The following is a 25,727-nucleotide window of genomic DNA, read 5'->3' as shown; positions in this document are numbered from 1 at the left end:
TTTCTATTAATAAAAATGGACTATTTGGTTCGTTTCTTTACCAATATTTTGTCGAACTCATGGTAATAAGCCTCAAATATAGAACATTTTTAACTTTTCTTCCGTCTCTTAGGCGCGCTCAGTGCATGCCAAATACATTCTTCAAATGATTAAATCTTTTTTATAACTTGTACTTCTTGATGCCCTCTTTACTTATCTCTATTTTATAATATTAGATACATGTAGAAAAAAGATAAATCAATGAGGTAAAAATGCTATCAATTATCAAACTAAAATACTTTAAAGATGTAGTTGATTTGTGCAGCTTCACTAAAGCCGCAAGTAAAAATCATGTAGCTCAAACTTCAATCAGTCAACAAATTAAAGAATTAGAAGCAACATATGATGTAAAATTAATCGACCGCAATACAATACCTATTTCTGTTACTGAAGCAGGACGACTGCTATATCTATGGTCTGAAATCATTCTCAAAGATATTGATCGTCTGAATGAAGAAATGGAACAGCAAAAAGAGCAAAGGCTTAAAATTGCTTACACATCCCTGCAAGATTTATCTTACCTAAATACGCTTTTCAGCTACATGCCGTTGTATCAAAAAAAGGTTTCAGTAGCTAAAGAGTTAATGATTAACCTTACTCCCTACCTTCGAAACGAAAAGATTGATTTTGCAATTACCTTTGACTCTGAATTTGTCGATGAGCCAGATATTGAAACTATTCCGCTTTCAAATGGTCATTATAAGATAGGAATAAGGAAGGACCATCCACTAGCTATAAAAAGCGAAGTGACAATGGATGAAATTTATCAATATCCTTCTGTCATGATTACTCCTACAAGTATTGGAAAATCTTATGATTTAATGATCAAAAGATCACAAAAAGCAGGCGAAAAGCCGAATATTGGAGAGATTGTCGATAATGTTGAAAGTGAACTTTTTATGATTCAACAAAAGAATTTGATTGGCTTTTTCCCTGAAGATTTCCCAATGAAACTTGAAAATCCCAACTTAAAGTTAATTAAAATCAAGAATTCTCCCCATTCATATCAGCGTGTCATAGCCTACAAAAAGAATGCATCATCTAAAATTATTTCTTTAACAAATGAAATCAAAAATATAGTTGCATATAGGTTCAACCTATAACAATAGTGTTTTTATATATTGGTCAAGGAAGCCGCTTTCATTTATAGTTTAATTGTAGATAAATTATATTAAGGAGATTAATTATGACCAAATATATTTTGACAGGCGTTGACGGCAACTTAGGTGGTCAAGCAGCTGAATACTTATTGAAACTAACGGATAAAAGCAATTTAGTTTTTTGTGGCTATTCCGAAGATAGCTTAAAGAAGTATCGAAACATGGGTATTGCCACCAAACAAACTGACTTTAATCATACGGATGGACTAATTGATAGTTTTAAAGGAGGCAATGTTCTCGCTTTAATCTCCATGCCATTTGTTGGTGAAAAGAGACGTCAAGCTCAAAAGAACGCAATTGATGCAGCGAAAAGAGCTGGTGTAAATAAGATTATTTATACTTCATTAGTAAATGCTGGTGATCCGATGAATCCAAGTAAAGAAAAAATTGATCATGCTTATACTGAAAACTATATTGAAAATACTGGTTTAGATTATATTCTTTTAAGGAATTCACAATACGCTGAAGCCATGATTACTAACTATTTCACTTATGTAAATAACGGTGGGGTAATTTGTAATAATCAAGGTGATGGTAAGATGGCCTATATTTCCAGAAAAGATTGTGCCAAAGCTGTTGCCTATGCCCTCCTGGCTGATAATTTACATTACCGTATTCTTAACATCAATGGTGCTGAACTCATGACCATTAGTAGATTTATCGAAATTGGCAACAAAGTTACTGGCAATCGTGTAAGCTATGAAGAAATTTCTGATGAAGAAAACTATGCAGTTTTTGATAAAATGGGAGTTCCTAGGACTACAGATGGTAAATTTCAAAAGCATTCCGCTGCTCCATTCAGTTCAGAAGGTATGGTCACCTTTGGCCAAGCAATTCATGAAGGAAAAATGGACATGTTCACTGATGACTTCAAGAAGTTAACTGGTGATGATCCAATTACTGTTAAATACATGTTTGAGCATAAAAACATCTTCCAAATCGGTGATCGCCATTCTAAAGATAATTAAAGAGGCGCGCAAAATGAAAAAGATTGTAGTTAATGGTGTGGATGGCAATTTTGGTAAATTGGTAGCTGAAGATGTTTTAAAATTAATTCCTAAAGAAGATTTGCTCTTCACTGCTCCACGTGCAGATAAATTAGAAAATTACAAGAAAATGGGTATTAAAACAGCGGTTGCTGACTTCAATAGCCCAGATAATTTAATTAAAATTTATGCAAATGCGGATAAAGTATTATTAGTTTCCATGCCATTCGTTGGTGCTAAGAGAAGAAAAGCACACAAAAATTGTGTAGATGCTTGTGTTAAGGCTCATGTTGGTCAAATTATCTACACTTCAGTACTATCATCTGGAAATCCTTTCAATCCTAGTGTTGAAAATGCAGATCATGGTTATACTGAATCTATTATTCAAAACACTGATTTGGATTATATTATCTTACGTAATTCACTTTTTGCGGAAGCATTCATTACCGATTACTTCAGAGCAGTTAATAATCATGAAGACAGCATTGAAAAAAACATGGGTGAAGGTCGAGTATGGTTTATCTCTAGAAGAGATGCGGCATTAAGTGCTTCTTGTGCTTTAAACAATGACCTACTCCACCGTGCTATTTTAAACATTAATGGCTGTGAGCCATTCACCTATGATGCTTTCCTAAAAATAGCAAATGAAGTGACAGGCAACAACATTAGTTACATTAAGAAAACGGATCAGGAACTTTATGACTACTTTCATAGTATCGGTGTTCCCAGAAATACCGACGGTGATTTCTCCAAAAGTCCTATTCAAGCAACTTCTGACGGAATGGTTACCTTTGGTACTACTGTTAGAGATGGTTATTTAGATGTGCCGGTTAGCGATTTTACTAAATTATGTGGTAAGAAACAAATCACAGTTAGATATATGTTTGAACATGAAGAGGACTTCCAGTTAGGCGATCGTCATCCTACCGAATAAAACCAAATACTACCAAATAGCTCAAAAAGGTAAATCCTAATAAAAAGATTTACCTTTTTTACTTTCTCAAGCATAATAGATTAGCCATAACTACGGTTCCGACAAAAGTAAAAATAGTGCTAATTATGCCATAACATCAATGAAATATTTTTATGGAGAAGTAAAAATGGGATAAAAGTCTCAATAATTATGTGTAAATGGATTCCTAATCCACTGACTTGCTTTCATCAAAGGATGACTCATACGTATATGTCATTGAAGCAGCGTGCTACTTTCTCAGCTACAACGGAGCTGTTTAAAACTAGCACCTGTTATTCAAGGAGGATGCCTAATGAGTCTTCAGTGGGAAATTGTTACGTAATTTTAGTCTTTCACTTCATTCGTTTGTGAATACTTTTGATCTGATTAGTAGAATAAATTGAAAATCTGATTGGCGATGGGTAATAATCCATGAAACCCAATATTTCGGTCACAATCACTTTTAGTTGCCTAATAATACTAAGATATTTTGCTTTGCTTTTGTGAAAATGGTTAAGGGTTTTATGCGTTTGGTTTAGATTATGAGTACGATGTAAAGACATAAGATCAGTCAAAACGAATATATGGTCATGCTTTCTGAATTTATTACGCAACTTATTTATGATATGCACATGGGAGTGGCGAATGAAACTTTATAATAAAAGCTCTTAATTACTGTTGCAAGGGCCGCACCTGCTTTAAGCCGTATTCTTAGAGATCATGCTTTCATTCAGCAAAATGTAATAGTTAATTGCTTACTTGTGTCTATCAAGTTTGATTTCTAAAGCAAACAAAAATACTTCAAGACTTACGTGTTCTCGTTTCAAATCGATGAAAGAGGTTTCTAAGAATATACGGAAATATTTGTCTTGTAGCTTGTATTAATGAAACTACCCTACTTCAGATAAAGTGGTCTTGGTAATATTAGAGACTGTTGCATAAACGTAATACATTATACATAAATTGGATTAACTGAAAGATTTCTACAATAGTTGTGCAAAAGTTGTGCAAAGTGTTTAAAATTGGGTCGTGGTTTGTTTTTTAATCGATCATTGTTTGGTATAGTCTGTTGCTTGAAGTCACCAATGCGATCACGCGGAATTTTCAAATTAAGAGTTTTAAACTGAGTATCAAACCTAATAGTATAGATGCCACTGGGAAAGCCACCAGTATTAACACTAAACCAATTATATTGATTATAGCCCAAGAAACTAGCCCATTCAGCTTTGAGAAATTAATTCAAAAACATATCCTAATTGCTAGCTAAAGACTTTTAAGTCATCGCTACCAGATTTAACTAATGTAATTATGATTTGTTTAGTTATGTTGTTCATATAGGAATCTCTCTTTTCTACGATATTGCTTGATACTTTAATCATACGAGGAGGAGATACTTTTTTAATATTTTTAATTAAGATAACTTTATTTAGTCAACTTATTTGTCTGACATTCTCTATCTATTTAGACATGAACGTATGATCTTGCTTGCCAAGTGCCATGTCTGATAACATAGCTGAGCTTTCAGCATCATAGCGATGCTATTTACCGTAATACAAAGAAATTTGGTCTAGATTAAACTCGTATTTTGCTGTAAAGCATGAGAAATTGTGATTGGCGATAATTTAGCGCAAGGATTGGCTTTGTCCCTGCAAAACTTGGATAATTATTACCTAATCTATAAAAGAAAGATGCTTGCCTTTTTAGGTGGTAGACATATTAAAACGTAAAGAGTTTATAAATATGTTTCTCTTGAGCTAGTTAGCAACAAACGACATTTTATCTAAGAGGCTTAATGGATTTTTTATCAAAACCAGTATTCAATTTCATTTTACAATTGTTCACTGTGAATTACTTTTTAAATCATAGATTTAAAAATAAAATTGACAAATCAAACTGCCAAAATTAGAATTTAATAAATTATTAATCTTGGTTTTTAACTAAAATGGAGGTATAACATGCAAGGATTAACAGCAAAAGACTTATTAAACTTAAAAAATGCAGGAGGTTTGAAGACACAAGGCAATAATAGTATTTTCCAAACTGCTGATCCTAATTTTGATGATTTGGATAAATATCAGTGTTCACTTGTTAAGCAAAATAGTAAGACCGGTTTGTCTACTATTTTAGCTACTGACACTTATCCGGCTTTTGTCTTTGATCAAGAACCGAACGTATATTTTACAACGGTAAATGATGAGCAAAAGACGCAATTATTTAAATTAAATACTGATACCCAAGATTTGACTGTGGTTCATGAATTTAAAAAGCAAAGTTTGGCGGTTCAAGAAGTATTACAAAACAAGCAATTACTTTTATCAGGTACGACATTTTTAACAGAAACTGATGGTGATTTACCCTGGCACGAAGTAACTGAAGTACCTTATTGGACCAACGCTGAGGGGAATGTAAATGGTAAACGACATCAACTTTTTATTTTTGATTTAAAAAGCAAAGAGTTGCACCCATTAGTACCAAAAGATTTTGAGGTCAGCAATTTTTGGTACCAAGATGGCCACCTGTTCTTGAGCGGTGCGCAATATCAAAATCATCAACCATTTCAAAAAGGTCTCTATGAATATGATTTTACTGAAAAAAAGCTGCAAGAATTGCTTAAGCCTGAAACTTGGTCTATAAGTGCAGTGGCGTTATTAAATGATGAATTATATCTAGCAGCCACCGATAATAAAAAATATGGCATTGAAGAGAACCCTAATTTTTATCATTTGCTTAAAGATACTCATGAAATGCAGCTCGTGCAAGAATGGGATCATAACTTATCCAATATTGTCATCCATGACATGGAAGTAGTACCAGGCAAAACCACTTTTGTCCACGATAACAAACTTTATTTTGTTGCTACAATTGCGACTCATAATGAAATTTATACGTTTGACGGTGAAAAAACAGAACTAGTTGGCAAGTGGAATGGCTCAATTACTTCCCTAGCCTTTCAAGGCGATCATTTACAATTTATCGCAAATAGTCCACAAAGTCCGCAGCAACTCTACCAATTTGAAAAAGATGGACAGGTCAAACAACTTAGTCATTTTAACGAATTTTTGAAAGACAGATATGTGGCAAAGCCAAAGCAAATTGATTATAAGGATCATAATGGCGATTGGCGTTATGGCTGGGTACTCTATCCGCTGAATTACCAAGAATGTAACAAATATCCGGCTATTCTAGAAGTTCATGGTGGTCCCCGCGCTACTTATGGCGATGGCTTTTTCCATGAGATGCAAATGTTGGCTAGTGCTGGTTATTTTGTCTTCTTTACCAATATCATCGGTTCTGAAGGTTGGGGAGATGAATATGGTGACGTGCGCGGTAAATATGGCACTGTGGACTATGATGATTTAATGTTATTTACCGATGAAGTCTTAAAGCAAGTTCCAGAGATAAACGAAGAAAAGCTTGGATTAGCAGGCGGAAGTTATGGTGGTTTTATGACTAATTGGGTTATTGGTCATACTCACCGCTTTAGTGCTGCCGTCAGCATGCGCAGCATTGCTTCTTGGACAGCAATGTACATTTCAGATATTGGCCCTGAATTCGTAAACGATCAAATGGCCACAGATGATTTACATTCTGACGATATTGATAAGCTTTGGTTCCACTCACCTCTTCGCTATGTCAATAATGTGACTACTCCTACGTTATTCTTACATTCAGATCATGATTTTCGTTGTCCAATTCCTGATGCTTATCAAATGTTCCAAGCATTGAAATTACGTAATGTCCCAACTAAATTAGTAGTCTTTCAAGGTTCTAATCATGACTTATCAAGGAAAGGTGCTCCTAATAGACGGATTAAGAGATTAGAAGAAACGTTGAACTGGTTTGATAAATATCTAAAGTAAAAATTTTGCATATTTAGTGTTATAAAAAATGCATCTCTAAGGATAAAAAATAATCCTTAAGGGACGCATTTTCTTTGCTATTATTTGCTGCCAATTAAATGAACTTGATGATAGAATCGCTTTTTCAGCATTTGCCTGTAATTGCTAAAATTTGGTTAAACTTAATATCCTGTAGCAATTTCTAAAACCTTATCTTGCTTAGATAATTTAGCAATCGAAATACGACTTCTAAATTTACCTTAACTTCGGAGATCGTATCAATCTGCCTTATTCTTTAGTTAAAATTCCTCATCTTCATCCTTAGCCGGTGTAGGCTGAAAATGATAAATACCGCTTTTACCGGCTTCTAGAATCATTTTTATCAGGTCATCAAGCGGCAGCTGATCACGTTTAAGCAGCAATTCTAACAGCATTGGAATATTAACTCCGGTAACAATTTCAATTGCCGGATTTTTTTCCAGTATTCGAACTAACGTATTAAATGGTGTTCCACCTTTTAAGTCAGTTAAGCAAATAACTTTGCCAGAAAGAGCAGTGATTTTTTGCTTCAATTCTTGCTCTAGTTGATTAAGCGACTCACCGTCTGTAAACTTGACTGTTTGGCAATTTTCTTGCTGGCCACAAATCATTTCTGCCGATTTCAGCAATTCCTGTCCGGCACTGCCATGTGTACAAATTAAAACTCCAACCATTAGTATTTTCCACTCCTAATAGTCTAACGCACGATAATAACGTCTAATGTCCATTGGGTGCCGGTTAATGTGTTCAATGTGAACATCAATTCGATTATTAATTGCATGGAAAACAAATGGTGACAGGGTCCCACGATATTTCTCTGAAAAGCCAGGGAGGTCATAATCTTTAGCATCGATAATAGTGTAATTACCACAAATCTTTGGTAAAAACTTAGCAACACGTTCACTGAGTGGTCTTTGAGAATCTTCTCCAACATAAACAGTAACTGGTGTGTCACGATCAACTATTTCAAACATGCCATGGAAAAATTCTGCTGCTTCAACGGCACGTGTTCTTAACCAATGTTGCTCTTCCCAATAGCACATTGCGTATGAGTATGTTGCACCCCATTGATTACCCGCACCAACAAAGTAATGAATCTCATCATCGTGATGCTTTAAAGCAAAGTCCTTAGCAAAGTCGTCTGCTTTAACTCCAATTTCGGCAATATCCTCAGCAAAATGTTTATCCACTACTTCATAAAATTCATCATAGTCCGGAAATTCACCGTTCAAGTACATTAGACGATCCCCAACCATAAAGAACTTCAATTGCTCGTTTTCTGGATAAGAAATGCAATAAGTTAGATCTGCTGCCAATTTAGCCTTAGGATCATCCATAAAGCCTAAAATTGTGGCGCCTACCTCGTTTAATTTCTTAACTGCATCAACCATTTCCTTAGTATTACCCGTTACTGAAGAAATGACAACTAGCGTTTTATCGGTAATGCGCTTATTGCCAGTCACGATATATTCAGCGGCATTTTGGTAGAAAGTTTCAAGGGCACTTTTTTCTTTCATATGAATGTTAGCTTGCATCCCTGAAGCATAGGTACCACCAATACCTAACCAGCAGATGTTTGTAATTCCTTTTTTAAATAATGGATCAATGATTTCATTAATCTTGCCTCTTAATTCGAGTGCTCCATTCATACTAGTAATTAATTTTTGCTTATCGAACTTACGCATTTTTCTCCTCTTTTTCTTGTTCTACTATCTTAATACCCGCACTTGCTCCTAAAATTGATGCACCTGCATTAAGGAATTTTTTTGCTTCTAAATATGTGTGAATCCCACCAGCTGCCTTTATTTTGATTGATGAATCTAAAATACGTTTCATAAGTTTCACATCTTCAATCTTAGCACCAGAAAAGCTTCTACCGGTTGAGGTTTTCAGAAATGCCGGCTTAATGCGATTTGCTATTTCACATATTTTTTCTTTTGCAGCATTGTCGCCATCTAGTTTACACATTTCAACAATTACTTTGTCTTTAATTCCGTTCTTCTTACAGAAGCTAGAAATTGCCGCCATTTCTTTTTCAATAGCATGAAAGTCCCGATTTTCAACATTTTTTTGGTTTAACGGATAATCGATTTCTTCAAAATTCTTAGCCGCATAATCAGCAAACCTTTTCATTTTGCTATCAAGATCCATCTTACCTTCAGGAAAGTCAACAGCACCAGCAATGATAATGTCTGTATCTCTTAAATAGTCTTTAGCAAAATCATATTCTTTTTCAGGCTTAGCAAAAACAGCTCGAAAATTATACTTTTTTGCTTTTTCCAAATATTGTTCAAAAGTATCATTTGGATCATCAATATAATCAATTTTCTTGTTTATCATTCTTTTTTCGACCTTATAAATCTTTTAAACACCTAAAATTCCCCAAGCAGTCAGCAAAACACCAATGATAGTTGCACCTAAAAGCTGCCAAAGCACGTTGACTTTCTTTTTATTTAGTACGTAAAAAATATACAAAACTAATAATGACAAAAGTCCAGGTAAAATGCTATCTAATATGCTTTGCAGTGATGTAGCAGTTTTTCCTGTGCCAAACTTAGCAACAACCTTAACTACAACCATATTCTGTGTCATAGCACCGATGACCATCACACCCAAAATTCCGGCTGCATCCTTAAACTTATCCATCAGTCCGGATTTTTGAATTCTTTCAAGGTAACTAGTACCAATGTTATATCCGACTTTTACTCCAAAATATCTAACAAGATATGCCGGTATGTTATAAGTTAACAAAAAAATCATTGGTCCTAATATATTGCCTTTCAATGACAAGGAAGCGGCAATTCCAACAGCTAGAACTCTGAGAGTGCCCAAAAATAATGAATCGCCTATACCAGATAATGGTCCCATTAAAGCAGTCTTAATTGCACTGATTGAGCTAACGTCGAAATCCTTATCTTCTGCGTTCTTTTCCTCCATTGACGCCACTACACCACCGATAAATGGTACAAGTTGCGGTGTACAGTTGAAGAACTCCATTTGACGTTCAAGAGATTCTGTATATTCTTTTTGATCGCCATGATAAAGTTTTTTCATAAGTGGTGCCATCATATAGGCAAAAGCCAAATGCATCTGTCTTTCGTAATTCCAGCCAAATTCCATAGGCAATGAACGCCACATAATTTGCATTAAGTCTTTATTGGTAACTTTTTTTTCATTAGAAATCGTCGTCATCATTTACATCCTCCTGACTTGAACCATTGGTACTTACTACTGCACGATTTTGATCGGAATGAAACCTTACAAAAACAATGATTAATCCGAAAAGCGCAACGCCAAGTACAGGAACTTTTAGATAAGCTGATAGTAAGAAACCTAAGAAAAAGTACGGCAAAACTGTTTTATTCATTATCATTTCTAGTAAAATGGCAAACCCAATTGCTGGCAACATGTTTGCTGCAACTTGTAAACCATTAATAATATTTTGTGGTATTACACTTAGTAAAGCTTTCATTCCTGCACTACCTGCATAATAGCCTAAAAAGCAGAGAATACCACGGCGTGTACATTCAATTAATCCAATTCCCCACATTGATGCAGTTATACCACCTGGTTTCCCTTCTTTTGCATACCTATCTCCAATATGTGCAATAGCTGGAAAAATGACACTAGTAAGATTCCCAATTGCAAGTGAAAGCATTGCTATAGGCATTGCTATAGCAATAGCTGCACCGACTCCTTTCCCTAAAGAAATAGCAAATGCGGTTCCTAGAACACCACCGACAATCACATCAGGTGGTAAATATGCCCCAACTGAAATTGCGCCCATAAACACTAATTCAAGTGATGCACCAATAATTATTCCTTGAGACAAGTTGCCTAGAACTAACCCAACTAAAGGCCCTAAGATAATTGGTCTATTCAACATATTAGAGCCGATAGCAAAGTCCAACGGACCTACAAAGCCAACCAGCCCTATTAGTAGTGCTGTACCCAAATTGCTCATTATTATTCTCCAATCTATTCTAAAAATGGTTTTAAAAAATTCAGTGCTTTTAGTTCTGTTTGTGCCGGATTTAAGAAATACTGAGGTTGCCCAAATTCAAAAGTAAAATCACCATGATATTGAAATGTATTAAAAGTTTTTAAATCATTAGCTGGATTGCGAGTACCCTCACCCCAGCACTTATGACCAACTGGATTCCCGTCAACAAAGTGACAGTGAATAATTTTGTATCCAAAGGCTTCAAAATATTGTGAAATTGTCTCCTTATTTCTCGCCATTGCACCTAAATCAATGTTGATTCCAACATTTTCTTCGTCTACACATTCAAGATAAAGTTTCAAATCAACAATGGAATTCACTAAATGCGATTCTTCTGGCTGCAGAGCTTCAATCGCAACCTTAACTTCGTTAGAAGAAGCATATTCAGCAACGTTCTTCATCATTTCAACCGATCTATCCCAAGCAGCCTTTGGATCCTCATCGTAATAGTCCCAGCCAGAATTAAGTGCCACCATGTGAACACCGAGTTCGGCACTAGCATCAATTAAATTTTTAAAATAATTCAGTGAACCTTCACGAAGATTTCTACCCTTTGCTGCCAAATTATATGGATTGGGATTGCTTTGCTGAGGAGTTAAACATATTACCTTAAGATGATGATCAGCCAAACGTTTTTTAATACTATCGACATTTTGATAACCTGTTTTTTCTATCCAAAAGTGTTGTGGACTTGTCCAAAGTTCAATATTAGATAGACCATTTTTACACACAGAATCTAAGAAATAATCGAATGTATAATTTCTATAGTAATAATTCATGGCTGCTAAACGACTGCGCTTAATTTTATTATTCATGTAAAATCCTATCTAACATCTTGATAAAGTTCTTTTTTATCATTTGGAACTTGACGAATCTCAACCTCACAGCCATTTTTTACTAACTCATCAAGCTTTTTCTCATCGTCAGTTGTGACGTTAATAGCTTTGCTGATTTGTATAGTATTTTCAACTGGTTTTGTCCCTCCCAAGTTAATATGATTGATTGCAGGATAAGCACTAGCCAAAGCGTAGGCGTCTGCAACTGATTCTACGACAATAAATAACCTATATTTATCGGTCACACCACTTTGCAATGCTTTAATCGAATTATTAATATTTTTAATTACCAACTTTACACCTTGAGGTTTAGCAAGTTTTATTGCTGTTTTCCTAATCTCATTATTTGGCACATCGTCATTAGCAATTAGTATGCAATCCACGCCTAATTCTTGTGTCCATGAAAAGGCAACTTGACCATGCAATAAGCGATGATCCACTCTCATTAACTTAATCAAAGAAATTCCTCCTTTTAAAAACTAATCTTTTACTTCCATCTAGTTTTTAGCAATTATCATGCCAAGTAAGTGTCAAAAAAAAAAGCGGCCAATACTGACCACATTTTGTGATAATTTTAATTAAATTTTGACACTATTAAAGCTGTATTTTATTTTGTCAAAAATCTTCAATTTCTTCTGTTTCTAAGCTATTATTTTCTGTATTAAAAATAAGTTCATTAATATACTTAATTTCAGTTAGTGGAATTTTAATGTTATAGATTTTTTCTAACGACCTTAACGAATTTTTGATGTTATTCAAATTTCTCTGATTTTGTGGTGTTGGCTTATATTTGCTTGGATTAGTTTCCAAAGTTTGATTTCTAATTATCCTTTCGATCATACAGCTAAGATGTACGTACAAAGCCATTACAGTCTGATTGGACAGGCTTATTTGCAAATACTTATTTAACTCTTTAATACACAAATCAATATTTTTAATAACCTCCTTAGTATCCAGTATCGTCAAGGAATTAATTACCCGCTCAATCGTGAAATTGCGTAAAATAGAACTATTAAATTCATAAAGATCTTTATCCGTTAAAATATCTTTGAGAGCTTCCTTTAAAGCTGAGAGCTTAGAACCATTTATAAGCTGATCTAAAGAAATAAAAGGAACATTGTCATAATGTGGATTAGCTGTACCAATAACTGCTAAAACATTATATTTTCTTTTAATTGCTCTTTCTTGATCTTCCAGTTTGAGCCAGCTATACGAACAAGCCATAATAACAATTTTACTTTTTGGCGGGAGACTTTCTTCAATCATGTCTTTAATTTTATTGGCCGTTCCAACTCCAGTTGTACAGCATACCAAAATCACATTCTGTTTAACCATTTTAGGATAAATAATACGGTAATCATTGCAAATGATTTCATTCATCTTATCAACTATTGCCTCAATCGGCTTTCGCTCTTTAATGTAATTAGCTACAAACAAGGCTAACTGAGTTGAAACATTATTAAAAATGACTACTGGGAAATTTAGATCAATTTTCAGCAATTCAGGGATCTTCTCTAAAGAACCCATGTCGGCCATTAAGATTAAACCATTGGATACATGTCTTACATGAACATAATTAGAAACCTTTTTCACAATATCTTCGGTCAGAATATCAATTGGCATATCAAATGAGTCAAGAAGCGGTTCCCCAGCGATTTTATTCACAGTATCCGCAATACTGCTAGCAGTCGAGTAACCGTGGGCTAACAAGATACAATGTATTAACTTGGAATTCTTTTCTTTTTGAGCACCGCTTAAATAAATAGTTAGGAACAAATTATCAATTTCATCAGTATAAAGGTTAAGCATTCCGTTAACAACACTGATAATTGCTTGAACTACTTGGTTAGTATAGATACTTTCATCAATTTTAGTAATAATTTCATCTGCTAATTTTTTCTCTCCAGGCTTAACTTTCCAATGTTTTTCCTGTCTAAAATAAAAGTAATGAGAAATTGCTACAATAATATTCCCATTAAAATCGTTTCTAAGATCATCTTGAAGATAACCCACTTCCTGATTGAGTGTTTTTTTGATAAGATCCAAAGGTAATTCACCAATATCTAAAGCTTCTTTTTTAAAAACCAAGTAATCACATAAAATATTAATTTTGTCAAAAGCCTTAACTTTAAAAGACGAAAAGGACTCACTTTTATATAAAGTAAAAATACTTTGAATTGTTTTTTTAATATAATTAGCACTTTGCTGGTTTCCCACAAAGTCCGTAACTTCACTGGTTGGAGTAATGACGATATCTTTTTTAGTTTTGGATAGAACTTGTTTTGTTGAAGTAATACTCGACTTCAAAATATCTTGCGGTAAATCCGCTAGCTTAACGTAAATACCGTTTTGAGAAGATTTTTTACTTTCACCCAAGGCATTGGCTACAGAAAGTAAAACATCGTTTTTGAGTTGACCTATATTACTTTCAAACTTTGTATTAGTCAAAGTAGCAAATACTTGGTTGTTAATATTAATATTATTTTTGATTTTTTTAGCGTGTTGAATGTAAAAATAGATGATTAACGACCGGATTTCGTTTGAACTACGTTCAATAAGTGGTGGCATAGTTATCTGAACGGGAATTCTGCGAATAAATGTTGCTAAGAAACTACTTTTGATATCTTCAGTTGTTGCACAAATTAGTCTAACATTCATACGTTTTTTTTCGGCCGCCTCACCTAAAGGTGAAATAGTTCCGGTATCCAAATATGAAAACAGTTTTTCCTGACCTTTAGAATCAAGTCGATGAACTTCGTCAAGAAAAAGCATACCGTTATTTGCTTCATCAAATAGTCCTGTGTGGTCCGAATCAGCCCCTGTAAATGCCCCCTTTACATGACCAAAAAGTGTGCTTGATAACAACTCCGGATTATCAGCATATTCTGCACAATTAAAGCTAATAAACTTTCCATTTGACGAAATATAGCCCTCTTCTACACAGTAATCAAAAAACTTTTTGGCAATATAACTTTTGCCTGTACCTGTTTGCCCATTAATCAATACGGGGAGTCGACCAGGATATGATGCAGCAGCCTTCAACTTTCTTATTTGACTATAAAGCGATTGATCATGACCAATTACACTTGAAAAAACATCATGATGACTAATCAGATTCTCTAAACTTTTAAGAGTAGTATATTCTTGCTGTAATTGCTGATTAGCATTTTTTTCTGCCCATTCACGATCCACAAAAATGACTGGCCTGGTATTAACTTTAATAATCTTTTTTTCTTTGACCAACTGATTTAAGTAATGACTGACTGTATTTCTTTTAACTCCTAGTTTTTTAGCTAAATCTAAAGTTAAAAGATAATGACCCTTTTTCTGCTTTGTTTGTCTCATTATAGACAATAATTTTTCTTTCACATTCATATTGTTTAAGTTTCTTCAATCATTCGATTATATAATGCTTTTATGATAATGGTAGCGATTTTATAAATGTTGTTCAAGCTAAAATAGAACAATTTATCAATGAGAAATACGTTATCAATTACTTGCGAACTGACATCCAGATTTTCCCATTTCATAAATAAGTACAATGCTATTATTAAGTAATTACAAAAAAATCCAGTCAAAAAGGCTAGACAATACAGTTAATAATATGTTTGATTAAAAATATTTTCCCTATTCCGAAGTTTTAGTTTTAAGTGGTTATTAAGCTACTAGAACAATAAGATTTAAGCATAAAAACTATATTCAATAATTGTTGATTCAAAGTTCCTTGCCACATAGTTTTTCTTTAATATCCATCAACTAGGCCTAACCTTACTATATTTTCTTTCACGTTCGAACCTGAAAATACCACATAGCCATTCAAACTTTCAGATAAATTAACCATATTCAACTTCATAGAATGAATCATTTTCAACTGAGATCTATTATTTTTGACCTTGTCAAAATCAGTATTTTTTCCTAAATATTAACCTTTTCTAATGACCGATTAATTGCAGCTTGCTAATCAGTCAATATAGTTTTCATAATATCTCTTCCGCAGTATCTCTTTACTCAAGTACTTTACATTATTAGCTAAATCACGGTAAAGTTTCTCAGTTAAACTAACAAATTGCCCAGATTCTTTGTATAAAGCCATATTTGTAAAATGATGTAGAGTTTCGTAAATAAAATTGAAAAAGTTTGCGACCGATTTAAGTTTACGCTGCAAAATCAAACAAATATTTTTATCAATTAAATTTCTAAATATAAGATATTTTTTACCTTAACCGTTGGTAATCCAAGGAAAAGTAAAGTAAAATGTTATTTGATAAAAAGGAGTGTCTCAATGTCTAAACTTGAAAAACCCGTTGTGATAGGAATTACCGGTGGTTCAGGCAGCGGTAAAACTACCATCGCTCACAAAATTGTTGACCAAATGCAGGAAAATGAACACGTCTTAATTATGACGCAAGATTCATATTACAAAGATAATACTGGTATTCCGATGAACATCAGACAGAATATCAATTATGACCACCCTGATGCTTTTGATATTCCCCTTTTAGAGGAGCAATTAAATCGGTTATTACAATACGAGCCAATTGAAATGCCCGTTTACGACTTCAAAGAACACACAAGAAGCAAAGAAACCATCCATATCGAGCCCGCCGATATTATTATTCTTGAGGGAATATTAGTTTTAGCAAGTGAAGAGATTCGTAATTTAATGGATATTAAAGTTTACGTTGATACGGATGATGATATTCGTTTTATCAGACGATTAGAGCGTGACATTAAGGAACGAGGCAGATCGATTGATTCGGTCATTGAACAATATTTAGATACAGTTAAGCCAATGTATCACCAATTTATTGAACCAACCAAACGCTATGCAGACATCATCATCCCTGAAGGCGGCGAAAATAATGTCGCCATCGACATGCTCACCACTAAGGTACACTCTGTTTTAAGCGAAAATATTAGATAAAAAACTGATAAACCAAATTAGCATCAAAAAACGCCAAATTCTAGCTTTAGAATTTGGCGTTTTCTTATTCATTTTAATCATTTGCTAGCCGTTTAATTACTTCAGCATAATCTGGATATTGTTTTAACAAATCTTGTTTGTGGGGCATTTCAAAATCATGATAGTCAAAGCCGGGAGAAACCATGCAGCTAACTAGACAGAAACTATCTGGTTCCGTGACTTCTGAGGCAAAGATGGTGTTTTTTGGAACCTTAAATTGCAAGACTTCTCCGTGATCAATTCTTTTACCTAATTTTATAGCATAATAATGACCATCTGGAGCAATGCAGTAGATTGTAATCGCCGTGCCGTCATGATAATACCATAGTTCATCATGGTTTAAGCGGTGAAAATGGGAACAGCTCTGATCATCAAGTAAGAAATAAATTGAAGTGTAGTAAAATCTATCTGCTTGGCTATCCTGAGCAAAGAACTGCTCATCACTAGTATATATTTGACGGAACCAGCCTCCTTCTTGGTGAGGCTCAAGGCTCAAACTTTTAATATAATCTTCTCGGTTCATAATTTTTGCTCTCTTCACGCTCAATCAGTCAACTTCATTAAGTTAAACCAAGTAATTCTTTTGCATTTGCTCTTTAAAATCTTGTGGCAGTTTCAAGCCGTCAGTAAAGTAGTGATCAAAATCACCGTAGTGCTTTTTAACGGTTGAAAAGTATCTTTCCAGGTATTGGCGTTCAACAGTTAACGCAATTGCTACATCGTTGAGGTTATTAGGATCCATCTTATCTTTTAAGTATTCTAATATTTCTTTGTTAGCTTTTTTACGAGCAGAAATTGTTTTTAAGTAGTCGGTAAAAATCTGCTCCTCACTAACATCCAAGCTCTTTAAAATCAAGGCTGCAGCTACCCCTGTTCGATCCTTACCAGCAAAGCAATGAAAGGCAACTGGAACTGGATCGGTCATTAACGTTAGCAAAAAGTCGTGATAGCCTTGCTTAGCAGATTCTGCCATTGCCAATTCTTCATAGGTTTTCAGCATATCTTGTTCAACACTGCTATTGGCCGAAACAATTTCATCAACACTAGCCTGATTTGTTGTGCCAACATCTTTTAGCACATCAATAATTTCATAGTCTAATTCTGACCAAAGATAGTCTGGGTATTCTTGTCTTTCCTCATCACCGCGAAAATCAACCAGTCGCTTTATTTTGTAGTAGTTCTGAACACGATCTTTTTGTTCTTCGGTTAAATCAAATAGTTGACCACAACGAAAAAGCAGCCCTTCTTTAACCTTTCTTCCATCTGAACTAACATAGCCACCTAATGAACGCCAATTTGTTATCTCTGTAGTCATAATTCTCCTTAAACTTATTATTTATTAAAACTTTTTGGTTTTCATAAAGGAATATTATAATTTTTATTGAATTCTACGTCCATGATTTTCGCAAACTAATTTGTGTTTCTTAGTCTTTTTTATAAAAAAAACGCAAAAAAACAACCTTTTTTAACTTATGCCTGCCCTCTTAATTGAACTCGGCGCATTCCAAACACATTCTTCAAATGACCAACATCAATCTTGCGTATGCTAATGCTTTGAAAAACTGTTTCGGTCTAGGTTTTGAAATACTGTAATATATACAAAAAAGTTGAACTAGCAAATTCAACTTTTTTTAGTCTATCAGAATAGTCTTTTCCAAACACTTTTGTAGTTCAAGCAAATTAACCTTTGCGTGTATATTTACAATTAGCTGTAAAGTTGCGCTTAAAAATACACGAATAAATCGTATTAAGTATGTATTCTATTGAAACATGTGATGAAAAATTGGAAAAGCTTAGGTCAATATTTTCCTTATTTGGAATTAAAAAAATTTGGCTTGCTAGTAGAGCTAAGGGACTATGACTATCGCTAGTGATTGCGATGATAGGAGTCTGATTGGTATAAAATCTTTTTGCACAATTAATTACTTTTGCAGTCTTTCCACTATAAGACACAATAATTGCAGCATCACTATTATTTGATAGATTAGTTAATCTGATTTGATCGTCCTCTAATTCTGTCATTTTAATAAAAAAGTTTATTAATAGTAACTTGGTTTTAAAATCGCTTAAGCGAAGATAATTATCACCAAATCCAATTGCAAAAACATTAGCAGCATTTATTAGCTGATCAACTGTTGAGTTTAACTTTTGAGGAGATAATAAATCATATGTTGCTTTTACAGTTTCAATAGAAAGCTGACTAATTTTTTTCGCAATAATATAATCTGAATCATTTTGCTTAAAAGGCATATTAACGTCAATATTTGTAATATTATTGATTTCTTTATCAATACTTTGAATAAGTTCAATTTTGAAATCCTTGAAGCCTTTATATTGGCACTTTTTACATAGTCTAATAATCGAAGAAGTTGAAGTATGAGTTTTTTTAGCCAAGCTATAAATTGACATATTAATCACTTTTTCTGGGTTAGCAATAATATACTTAATAATTTCCTCTTCATTAAAAGTAGTATTTTTAATATCTATTAAGTTTTCTAATGTTTTCATATTATGCACCTATTCCATTATTTCACCGTAACAAAGTTTCGGTTATAGTAGTGTCTTTACAAATAATTGTAAAACAAAATTTCAATTTTACAAAAACGCTTTCATAAGCATTAATAATATTATAAAGTAAATATGAACGTTCTAAAAAACTTATGTGGATATTCACATTTTTAACATGTAGTTTTAAATAGAAGGATTAATTGCTAATGAATGGAATTATTACAAACTTAAAAGAAACACCGGAACAATTAGTAAAATTAATTGATTGTAGTAAAGATTTATTCGAAGAAACTGTTTCTCATAATATTACGAAAATATTTATTACTGGCTCAGGAACAAGTTACCACTCTGGAGAACAGATGCAACAAAAGATGCGGGAAAAAAGTGGTATTCCTGTAGAAGCATACTATCCTTTTAAGTTAACAAAAGAAATTTTTGAAACTAATCCAGATAATGCCCATACCTTATTTATTGGCATATCGCAAGAAGGTGGAAGTTTAACCACTTTTAATGCGATGAATTTAGCAAAAAAATATGGGTGTCTGATTGCTACAATGTCTGGCGATTCCCAAGCTTACATCAATACAATTGCTGATGAAATATTGACAGTTGACATTGGTAAAGAAACTGTGGGTCCCAAAACCAAAGGATATTATGCAACCAAGTTAAACCTACTCTTGTTAGCCGAATATATTGGTTTACAGAATGGAACAATTACAAATAATCAGTTTGAAAATGATTTAAAAGATTTAAACGCTACTCTTAATCAATTTCCAATTGCTTTAAATAAAGCGATCAATTGGGTTAACAGTCACAAGAATGAATTTTCTGGAGCACATGATATTAGATTAAGTGGCCCAGCCGCTTTATATGGTGACGTATTAGAATCTACTTTAAAAATTTTAGAAACTTGTCGTCTGCCAATAACAGGATATGAATTTAATGAGTTTATTCATGGTATTTACAATGCGGTTAATAATCAGTCAACCTTATTTTTCATTGACGATGGTACTGAGCCTAAGATTAATCTTCTTGTTAAGATCTTGGGCGAATGGACCGAAAAAATTTATCTTGTTAGAGGTAATGGACCGAGTGAGGATAAAATTTTTAGCTATGGTTTAGACATTCTACCACAGTTTGAAACCTTCATTTATCCAATTGTTTTTCAAGTCATCGCCGCCTTGGTACCAGAAATCAGCGGTATTGATCCAAGTATTCCTAAAGATCCAGCTTTTCATCAAAAGATGGGCAGTCAGGGTGTGCTAAAAGATGTATAAAAAAATTGAAATTGTAATTGCTACACATAGTGAATTAGCTGCGGGATTCAAAAAAACAATCGAATTTATTGCGGGTAAACAGAAAAATATTGCTTATTTTTCTGCTTATACCACAAATTGTAAAAATTTTGACCAAATAATTGATACTTATTTGGCTCAGTTAAATGTTGATGGCATCATAATCCTTACAGATTTATTTGGTGGTAGCGTTAATAATCACATTATGAAAATTCTTGCAAATGATTGTCGCATTCATCTAATAACTGGGATAAATCTTCCTTTAGTTTTATCTTTAATTACAAATGTGAAAGGAAATAACATAGAGAATGAGATAAAAAAGGCTATTACCGAATCTAAAAATGGAATTATTTATTGTAATGAACTAAGTAAGAAAAAAGTGGTAAATAATTTGGATGAATTTTAATTATGAAAGGAAAAGATTATTATGATCAAATTGATCAGAGTAGATTATCGCTTGCTACATGGTCAAGTTGCTGTTTCATGGACATCAAACTTAAATATTGATGCGATTTTATTGGTTAGTGATACGTTAAAAAAAGATAAGATGCGAAAGCAAACAATTGCACTAGCGAAACCTAGCGGAGTAAAAGTAGTCGCTAAAACGACATCTGAAGCAATAGAACAATTAAGAAGTGGTGTTACAGATAAATACTCATTACTTATTGTATGCGAAACAGTTGCCATTGCAGAAAAAATAATCAATTGTACTAATTTCAAAGAACTAAATTTAGGCAATGTATCTTTTAGAAAGAACACAACAAAATTTAGTAACAGCGTCTACCTTAATGATCAAGAAGCTGCTCTTATTCAAGAAATGGTTAATCACGGAGTAAATGTTTTTGCACAAATGATTCCTGATGATACAAAGCATTCATTTAAATAAATAGGAGGCATTAACTTGATTTTAAAAACTTTTTTAATTTTTTTACTATCATTTTTAGGATATAGTGAATGGTTCTTAGGTACAAGTTATATTCAAAGGCCGATAATTCTTGGTCCATTGGTTGGTCTAGCCATGGGCGATTTGACTTCAGGGGTAATTATGGGTGCAACTTTAGAACTGGCGATGTTGGGATCAATTTCAGTTGGAGCATATAATCCACCAGATCCTGTTGCAGGCACAATTTTAGGTGTAGCACTGGCAATACAAAGTAATGCAAGCGTTGGAGCAGCTCTAACAATGGGGATTCCAATTGCAACCCTAATGTTAGCCTTAAACACAGCTTTAGGTCAACCTGTGATGCTTATTTTCATTCATAAGTGTGATCGAGATGCTGCCGAAGCTAACACCAGAAAGTTTACTATCGATATGCTAATTTCAGGTTGGATTCAAAGCTGGCCAGGACTGATTTTTATTCCTTTAGCATTTTACTTTGGTTCTGGTGCAGTAGAGAAAATGCTCAACTTTATCCCAGAGTTTGTCCAAACGGGTATGAACATTGCCGCTGGCATTTTACCAGCACTTGGATTTGCTATGCTATTAAAAATGATTATTAATAAAAAGAATTTTTTGTTCTTCTTTTTAGGCTTTTTTGTGATTGCATTTACCAAATTTACAGTAACTGAAGTGGCTATTTTTTCATTTATCATCGTTGCCTTCATGCTTCTTTATATCCCTGATAAAGAAGATACAGATAGAAAGCTTTTAAATAATTCAGGAAAGAATGGTGATGGATTTGATGAGTTTTAGACCTGAATACAAAAGAAAAGTTAAAAAAACTGATTTACAAAAGATTTTTTGGCGTAGCATACCATTAAACCATTCATGGAACTATGAGCGAATGGCAAATGTTGGCTTTGCTTGGGCATTGATGCCATTACTAAAAAAGCTTTATCCACAGAAAAAAGACTTTTCTAATGCTATGAAGAGACATCTGGAATTGTATAACGTTACACAATATATTTCGACGTTTCCTATGGGAATTGCTGCAGCAATGGAGGAAGAAAACTCCTTAAAATCAGATTTTGATGAAAGCTCGATTTCAAACGTTAAAACTGCTCTAATGGGACCGCTTAGTGGAATAGGAGATAGCTTTTTTTGGGGAACAATTAGAGTAATTGCTACAGGGGTAAGCATCCCACTAGCATTACAGGGAAATATATTAGGACCAATTCTTTTCTTTTTGATTTTTAATACAGTGCATTATCTTTTTAGATATTATGGTACTTTTTTAGGGTATGGCTTAGGCACCAATGTTATTTCGGAAGTTGAACAATCCGGACTAATGAGTAAACTTACCAAGTATGCTTCAATTGTGGGAATGATTGTAGTTGGTGCAATGACAATGGACATGGTAAAAGTAAATTTCGTTTTTAAAGTTGGTTCAACAAAAACGGGTGGATCTACAGTTCAATCATTACTTAACGGAATTTTCCCAGGTATTCCTGTACTGTTAGTATTCGGATTAACTTATTGGTTACTAAAGAAAAAACTGAATCCCTTATGGATTATGTTAATCATGCTATTACTAAGTATAGCTGGTGCATATTTCAAATTACTCGGCTAATATTTAGATAAATTACTAAGAGTCCAGGAAAGACTAGCTCTTTAAACAAAAAAGAAACAGACAAGACACTGAAAATTGTGAAGTGACCCCCCAAATTTAGGACAAATTTGGGGGTTATTTTATGGCTAAATTATCTAAGCAAGATAAAATTGAAATCTATCATCTTTGGCATGATTATCAAGTTGGTCCTAAGTTTGCAGCTAATATAAAGTGTCCTAATTTTAGGGTTCACTTCAAAAATAGTTTTGTCTGCTTTTTACTATTTTCTTCCCACCAAAGTTGATTACTCGGACTGCGCATGTGCCAATATTTCTTTAAATTCATGGTCATAAGCATTAATCTTAGATCATTTTTAACTTTTGTCTACCCTCTTAGGCACAACTATGCGCATGATTTTTATAAGCAAAAAAAGTTTTAGATCCATTTGGATTTGAATGCTCGCTTAGATGAAATACTGTAATATATACAAATAAAAACGTTGTATCTGTAAATTCAACGTTTTTATTGGTCTAAGTAAATAGCTTTTTCAAAGCTCAATAATTTAAGCAATTTTTGGTTTTAAGGCCTGATCAAATAAGTTAGTAATCAATTTTACCAAAACGCCGTCAAAGACAAGCGCAGAGAGTATACAAGTAATAAACATGATAACTTGCAGTTGGATGCTATACTTACTCCAGCCGTACAAAAAATACGTTGGAATAAAACTACCAAGGCCGGCAAAAAAGGCCCCTGTTAGTACACTTTGCCAAGAAAATGCTTGATACCGACTTTTTTGCGGAAAAAAGCCAATTTCATTAGTTGCTCCTTGAATCACACCAGACAAAATTGTTACTGCACCCCATTGGCCGCCAATAGCCATTTCGACAACTGCTGCCAATGTTTCACCAATTGTTCCTGAACCAACCGTTGGCACGAAATACATCGCTAAGGGAGCTGCCATTAGCCATAATCCAGAAAAAACAGTATCTGTTACCGGAGCAAAGCCAGTCGGAAGCAGTAATAACTTAATTAAATTGTAAGCCCAATTAAACCCGTAAGTATAGATTACTCCCATAATAATTCCAATTAAAGCAATCAGGATAATTGCTTTAACGTTCCATTTTGATGATCTTGTAAACATAAAAAATACTCCTAACTAACATTCTAAGTCAGTAGGAGTACTCTAATATACTTAATAACACTTCCCTAACGCAGGTATTGTCCTGTTCAGGTTCGGAGGGTATTTCTCAGCTAAATGTGGCACCCCTAGTGACTTTCTTATCTTTTTGCCTATTATAACACAATATCAAGAAGACATTTTAAATTATTCAATTAACTAGCAATTTAATCAAAACTGACTAAAACTAGCCAACTTTTCTTTAGTCAAATCACGGATAATTGCACAAGTTAAGTCAACTGAGGCCTTAAAGTCTTGATATGCGCTGAAGCAGTATGCCGAATGCTCGTAACGCACTGGAATTCCGATAACAATAGTTGGCGCACCATTTTCATAGTAAATTGCCGCACCATCTTGTCCGCCACCGGTCCGAACCGAACGAGTATATGGAATATTGTTTTTATCCGCTAATTCACATGCGTATTGTTGGAATTTTGGATTAGGCAAAAATGAGGTATCCATATCACGCAGCATTGGTCCACGCTTTAAGCCTGTTTGAGAAAGCCATTTTGGAGTAAATGTATCATCTGCTGGACATGATTCAAGCACAATCCCTAGGTCTGGCTTAATACTTCTAGCTGTTACGTACGCTCCTCGTAAGCCGACTTCTTCTTGACTCGAAAGTGCGGCTACAACGTTACAGTCAGTCTTTTCGCCGTTGAGATTATCCAAAACATCAGCCATTGCAGCTGCACCAAACCGGTCATCAAAATCCTTACCGAAGAAAAGACCGGTTTTTTCATTGTATTCGCACTTGACGTCAACAAAAATGGGACAACCAGTATCAATTTTATAATCATTAATTGTTTCTTCACGAGAACTAGAACCAACATCAACTGACATATTTTCTACTTCCGGTACATTGTCACGTTCTTCTTTAGTCATGAAGTGCGGTGGCTTAGTTGCTACTACGCCAGGAACATATTTACCGTCACGGTTTCTAATTTTTACCCGTAAAGCTGGAATATTATATTTAACCCAGCCGCCAAGCGGAACAAATTTAATCATTCCGTTTGGTCTAACTGCCTGAGTTATAAAACCAACAGCATCAGAATGGGCATCAAGCTGGATAATTGGCTGACCAGTTTGATTTTCTTTTTTAGCAGCATAAACGTTGAGCATACCATCAACTTTTATATCGGCAATATCTTTTACTGTGTCAGTGAATAATTTGATAAACTCTCCTTCAAAGCCGGAAGTTGAATTAGCATCCGAAAAAGCTTTGAGCATTTTTATTTCTTGTTCTTTTTCCATCGTTGTAATTGACCTTTCGCTTATTAAACTTTAAATTTCATTGTAGCAAAAAACAATTATTTAAGCTATTTCTGAAAAAATCCTACTGCTTTTGGCAAATTTGATAATTTTGTCCGTAATTTCGGTAAAAAATGGCTAAAAAAGTTCAAAACAAGCTCCTTTTTCCCGATAAAAATGATATAATCAA

Annotated in this window: 25 protein-coding genes, 1 pseudogene and 1 riboswitch; of the genes and pseudogenes, 11 read left to right on the top strand and 15 right to left on the bottom strand. The window is 33.9% G+C overall.

Translation table 11 applies throughout. The features are described 5' to 3' along the window. Positions 1-251: 251 nt before the first annotated feature. From J3U73_RS00310 to J3U73_RS00300, 3 genes are all read left to right on the top strand, one after another. A complete protein-coding gene (locus J3U73_RS00310) occupies positions 252-1,142 on the top strand; it encodes a LysR family transcriptional regulator (protein ID WP_267394322.1) in 891 nt (296 codons plus the stop codon). Positions 1,143-1,225: 83 nt separating this feature from the next. Beyond that, positions 1,226-2,167, top strand: coding sequence for an NmrA family NAD(P)-binding protein (locus J3U73_RS00305; protein WP_267394320.1), 942 nt, complete (start codon positions 1,226-1,228; stop codon positions 2,165-2,167). A 13-nt stretch (positions 2,168-2,180) separates the two neighbouring features. After that, positions 2,181-3,119 carry an NAD(P)H-binding protein gene (locus tag J3U73_RS00300; RefSeq protein WP_220269266.1) on the top strand — a complete coding sequence of 313 codons (939 nt, stop codon included), beginning with the start codon at positions 2,181-2,183 and terminating at the stop codon, positions 3,117-3,119. 371 nt (positions 3,120-3,490) lie between these two features. Here J3U73_RS00300 and J3U73_RS10895 read toward each other — a convergent pair whose 3' ends face one another. Together J3U73_RS10895 and J3U73_RS10890 are read right to left on the bottom strand one after the other, a co-directional pair. Next, a complete protein-coding gene (locus J3U73_RS10895; RefSeq protein ID WP_416381461.1) occupies positions 3,491-3,769 on the bottom strand; it encodes a transposase in 279 nt (92 codons plus the stop codon). Positions 3,770-4,089: 320 nt separating this feature from the next. After that, positions 4,090-4,356 (bottom strand): annotated as a pseudogene (locus J3U73_RS10890) (transposase); the annotation flags it as partial. Between the two features lie 736 nt (positions 4,357-5,092). Here J3U73_RS10890 and J3U73_RS00295 point away from each other — a divergent pair. Then, complete coding sequence (locus J3U73_RS00295; protein ID WP_267409270.1) at positions 5,093-6,997, top strand: alpha/beta hydrolase family protein; 1,905 nt, start codon at positions 5,093-5,095, stop codon at positions 6,995-6,997. 278 nt (positions 6,998-7,275) lie between these two features. On the opposite strand, the gene J3U73_RS00290 is transcribed toward J3U73_RS00295, so the two are convergent. The 8 genes from J3U73_RS00290 to J3U73_RS00255 all read right to left on the bottom strand — a co-directional run bounded on the left by J3U73_RS00290 (position 7,276) and on the right by J3U73_RS00255 (position 15,199). Then, positions 7,276-7,689, bottom strand: a complete 414-nt coding sequence (locus J3U73_RS00290) for a PTS sugar transporter subunit IIA (RefSeq protein ID WP_220269263.1) — start codon at positions 7,687-7,689, stop codon at positions 7,276-7,278. 15 nt (positions 7,690-7,704) lie between these two features. Next, the gene (locus J3U73_RS00285; protein ID WP_267409269.1) at positions 7,705-8,700 is read right to left on the bottom strand and encodes an SIS domain-containing protein; all 996 of its coding nucleotides are present in this window, start codon (positions 8,698-8,700) and stop codon (positions 7,705-7,707) included. Then, on the bottom strand, positions 8,693-9,355 hold the full coding sequence (gene deoC / locus J3U73_RS00280; RefSeq protein ID WP_267394311.1) for a deoxyribose-phosphate aldolase: 663 nt from the start codon (positions 9,353-9,355) through the stop codon (positions 8,693-8,695). Before deoC ends, J3U73_RS00285 begins: the two co-directional genes overlap by 8 nt. A 24-nt stretch (positions 9,356-9,379) precedes the next feature. Continuing rightward, positions 9,380-10,210 (bottom strand): PTS system mannose/fructose/sorbose family transporter subunit IID, encoded by an 831-nt coding sequence (locus J3U73_RS00275; protein WP_220269260.1) that lies wholly within the window; start codon positions 10,208-10,210, stop codon positions 9,380-9,382. Next, a complete protein-coding gene (locus J3U73_RS00270) occupies positions 10,191-10,979 on the bottom strand; it encodes a PTS mannose/fructose/sorbose/N-acetylgalactosamine transporter subunit IIC (protein WP_258562421.1) in 789 nt (262 codons plus the stop codon). The genes J3U73_RS00275 and J3U73_RS00270 overlap by 20 nt, the downstream gene beginning before the upstream one ends. A 14-nt stretch (positions 10,980-10,993) precedes the next feature. Next, the gene (locus J3U73_RS00265) at positions 10,994-11,833 is read right to left on the bottom strand and encodes a sugar phosphate isomerase/epimerase family protein (RefSeq protein WP_220269259.1); all 840 of its coding nucleotides are present in this window, start codon (positions 11,831-11,833) and stop codon (positions 10,994-10,996) included. A gap of 8 nt (positions 11,834-11,841) precedes the next feature. Next, entirely contained in the window at positions 11,842-12,312 is a 471-nt protein-coding gene (locus tag J3U73_RS00260) for a PTS sugar transporter subunit IIB (protein ID WP_220269258.1), read from the bottom strand. A gap of 157 nt (positions 12,313-12,469) precedes the next feature. Beyond that, positions 12,470-15,199, bottom strand: coding sequence for a sigma 54-interacting transcriptional regulator (locus J3U73_RS00255; RefSeq protein WP_267409268.1), 2,730 nt, complete (start codon positions 15,197-15,199; stop codon positions 12,470-12,472). A 937-nt stretch (positions 15,200-16,136) separates the two neighbouring features. On the opposite strand from J3U73_RS00255, the gene udk reads away from it, so the two are divergent. Beyond that, positions 16,137-16,778: a uridine kinase gene (udk, locus tag J3U73_RS00250; RefSeq protein ID WP_103751957.1), complete on the top strand. Its 642-nt coding sequence runs from the start codon at positions 16,137-16,139 to the stop codon at positions 16,776-16,778. A gap of 73 nt (positions 16,779-16,851) precedes the next feature. On the opposite strand, the gene J3U73_RS00245 is transcribed toward udk, so the two are convergent. The 3 genes from J3U73_RS00245 to J3U73_RS00235 all read right to left on the bottom strand — a co-directional run bounded on the left by J3U73_RS00245 (position 16,852) and on the right by J3U73_RS00235 (position 19,325). Beyond that, the gene (locus J3U73_RS00245) at positions 16,852-17,340 is read right to left on the bottom strand and encodes a cupin domain-containing protein (protein WP_267409267.1); all 489 of its coding nucleotides are present in this window, start codon (positions 17,338-17,340) and stop codon (positions 16,852-16,854) included. Positions 17,341-17,382: 42 nt separating this feature from the next. Continuing rightward, the gene (locus J3U73_RS00240) at positions 17,383-18,132 is read right to left on the bottom strand and encodes a tyrosine-protein phosphatase (protein WP_220269255.1); all 750 of its coding nucleotides are present in this window, start codon (positions 18,130-18,132) and stop codon (positions 17,383-17,385) included. Positions 18,133-18,497: 365 nt separating this feature from the next. Further along, positions 18,498-19,325 carry a MurR/RpiR family transcriptional regulator gene (locus J3U73_RS00235; protein WP_267409266.1) on the bottom strand — a complete coding sequence of 276 codons (828 nt, stop codon included), beginning with the start codon at positions 19,323-19,325 and terminating at the stop codon, positions 18,498-18,500. A gap of 206 nt (positions 19,326-19,531) precedes the next feature. Here J3U73_RS00235 and J3U73_RS00230 point away from each other — a divergent pair, with 206 nt between their 5' ends. The 6 genes from J3U73_RS00230 (at position 19,532) to J3U73_RS00205 (ending at position 23,413) form a co-directional block, all read left to right on the top strand. Then, positions 19,532-20,602 carry an SIS domain-containing protein gene (locus J3U73_RS00230; protein WP_267409265.1) on the top strand — a complete coding sequence of 357 codons (1,071 nt, stop codon included), beginning with the start codon at positions 19,532-19,534 and terminating at the stop codon, positions 20,600-20,602. Beyond that, positions 20,595-21,026, top strand: coding sequence for a PTS sugar transporter subunit IIA (locus tag J3U73_RS00225; protein ID WP_267409264.1), 432 nt, complete (start codon positions 20,595-20,597; stop codon positions 21,024-21,026). The genes J3U73_RS00230 and J3U73_RS00225 overlap by 8 nt, the downstream gene beginning before the upstream one ends. A gap of 21 nt (positions 21,027-21,047) precedes the next feature. Further along, complete coding sequence (locus J3U73_RS00220; RefSeq protein WP_267409263.1) at positions 21,048-21,506, top strand: PTS sugar transporter subunit IIB; 459 nt, start codon at positions 21,048-21,050, stop codon at positions 21,504-21,506. A 15-nt stretch (positions 21,507-21,521) separates the two neighbouring features. After that, positions 21,522-22,313: a PTS mannose/fructose/sorbose/N-acetylgalactosamine transporter subunit IIC gene (locus J3U73_RS00215; protein WP_267409262.1), complete on the top strand. Its 792-nt coding sequence runs from the start codon at positions 21,522-21,524 to the stop codon at positions 22,311-22,313. Beyond that, positions 22,303-23,130: a PTS system mannose/fructose/sorbose family transporter subunit IID gene (locus J3U73_RS00210; protein WP_267409261.1), complete on the top strand. Its 828-nt coding sequence runs from the start codon at positions 22,303-22,305 to the stop codon at positions 23,128-23,130. Before J3U73_RS00215 ends, J3U73_RS00210 begins: the two co-directional genes overlap by 11 nt. A 121-nt stretch (positions 23,131-23,251) precedes the next feature. Further along, positions 23,252-23,413, top strand: a complete 162-nt coding sequence (locus tag J3U73_RS00205; protein ID WP_267409260.1) for a hypothetical protein — start codon at positions 23,252-23,254, stop codon at positions 23,411-23,413. Between the two features lie 258 nt (positions 23,414-23,671). On the opposite strand, the gene J3U73_RS00200 is transcribed toward J3U73_RS00205, so the two are convergent. Together J3U73_RS00200 and J3U73_RS00195 are read right to left on the bottom strand one after the other, a co-directional pair. Beyond that, a complete protein-coding gene (locus J3U73_RS00200; protein WP_103751954.1) occupies positions 23,672-24,250 on the bottom strand; it encodes an ECF transporter S component in 579 nt (192 codons plus the stop codon). Positions 24,251-24,295: 45 nt separating this feature from the next. Continuing rightward, a riboswitch (TPP riboswitch) is annotated at positions 24,296-24,387 on the bottom strand. 70 nt (positions 24,388-24,457) lie between these two features. Next, on the bottom strand, positions 24,458-25,540 hold the full coding sequence (locus J3U73_RS00195; RefSeq protein ID WP_267409259.1) for a M42 family metallopeptidase: 1,083 nt from the start codon (positions 25,538-25,540) through the stop codon (positions 24,458-24,460). Between the last annotated feature and the right edge of the window lie 187 nt (positions 25,541-25,727).

The sequence above is a fragment of the Lactobacillus sp. B4005 genome, from assembly GCF_026536045.1.
In the GTDB taxonomy this organism is placed as follows: domain Bacteria; phylum Bacillota; class Bacilli; order Lactobacillales; family Lactobacillaceae; genus Lactobacillus; species Lactobacillus panisapium.
The sequence above is the reverse complement of the archived record's forward strand: the minus strand, read 5'-3'. Positions and strand labels throughout refer to the sequence as shown.

Coding starts and splice junctions, on each gene's coding strand:
- J3U73_RS00220 (WP_267409263.1), top strand. CDS start 21,048: ATGATCAAATTGATCAGAGTAGATTATCGCTTGCTACATGGTCAAGTT.
- J3U73_RS00285 (WP_267409269.1), bottom strand. CDS start 8,700: ATGCGTAAGTTCGATAAGCAAAAATTAATTACTAGTATGAATGGAGCA.
- J3U73_RS00270 (WP_258562421.1), bottom strand. CDS start 10,979: ATGAGCAATTTGGGTACAGCACTACTAATAGGGCTGGTTGGCTTTGTA.
- J3U73_RS00265 (WP_220269259.1), bottom strand. CDS start 11,833: ATGAATAATAAAATTAAGCGCAGTCGTTTAGCAGCCATGAATTATTAC.
- J3U73_RS00310 (WP_267394322.1), top strand. CDS start 252: ATGCTATCAATTATCAAACTAAAATACTTTAAAGATGTAGTTGATTTG.
- J3U73_RS00195 (WP_267409259.1), bottom strand. CDS start 25,540: ATGGAAAAAGAACAAGAAATAAAAATGCTCAAAGCTTTTTCGGATGCT.
- J3U73_RS00245 (WP_267409267.1), bottom strand. CDS start 17,340: ATGAACCGAGAAGATTATATTAAAAGTTTGAGCCTTGAGCCTCACCAA.
- J3U73_RS00230 (WP_267409265.1), top strand. CDS start 19,532: ATGAATGGAATTATTACAAACTTAAAAGAAACACCGGAACAATTAGTA.
- J3U73_RS00240 (WP_220269255.1), bottom strand. CDS start 18,132: ATGACTACAGAGATAACAAATTGGCGTTCATTAGGTGGCTATGTTAGT.
- J3U73_RS00305 (WP_267394320.1), top strand. CDS start 1,226: ATGACCAAATATATTTTGACAGGCGTTGACGGCAACTTAGGTGGTCAA.
- J3U73_RS00290 (WP_220269263.1), bottom strand. CDS start 7,689: ATGGTTGGAGTTTTAATTTGTACACATGGCAGTGCCGGACAGGAATTG.
- J3U73_RS00205 (WP_267409260.1), top strand. CDS start 23,252: ATGGCTAAATTATCTAAGCAAGATAAAATTGAAATCTATCATCTTTGG.
- J3U73_RS00225 (WP_267409264.1), top strand. CDS start 20,595: ATGTATAAAAAAATTGAAATTGTAATTGCTACACATAGTGAATTAGCT.
- J3U73_RS00200 (WP_103751954.1), bottom strand. CDS start 24,250: ATGTTTACAAGATCATCAAAATGGAACGTTAAAGCAATTATCCTGATT.
- J3U73_RS00235 (WP_267409266.1), bottom strand. CDS start 19,325: ATGAAAACATTAGAAAACTTAATAGATATTAAAAATACTACTTTTAAT.
- udk (WP_103751957.1), top strand. CDS start 16,137: ATGTCTAAACTTGAAAAACCCGTTGTGATAGGAATTACCGGTGGTTCA.
- J3U73_RS00275 (WP_220269260.1), bottom strand. CDS start 10,210: ATGATGACGACGATTTCTAATGAAAAAAAAGTTACCAATAAAGACTTA.
- deoC (WP_267394311.1), bottom strand. CDS start 9,355: ATGATAAACAAGAAAATTGATTATATTGATGATCCAAATGATACTTTT.
- J3U73_RS00295 (WP_267409270.1), top strand. CDS start 5,093: ATGCAAGGATTAACAGCAAAAGACTTATTAAACTTAAAAAATGCAGGA.
- J3U73_RS00300 (WP_220269266.1), top strand. CDS start 2,181: ATGAAAAAGATTGTAGTTAATGGTGTGGATGGCAATTTTGGTAAATTG.
- J3U73_RS00255 (WP_267409268.1), bottom strand. CDS start 15,199: ATGAGACAAACAAAGCAGAAAAAGGGTCATTATCTTTTAACTTTAGAT.
- J3U73_RS00210 (WP_267409261.1), top strand. CDS start 22,303: ATGAGTTTTAGACCTGAATACAAAAGAAAAGTTAAAAAAACTGATTTA.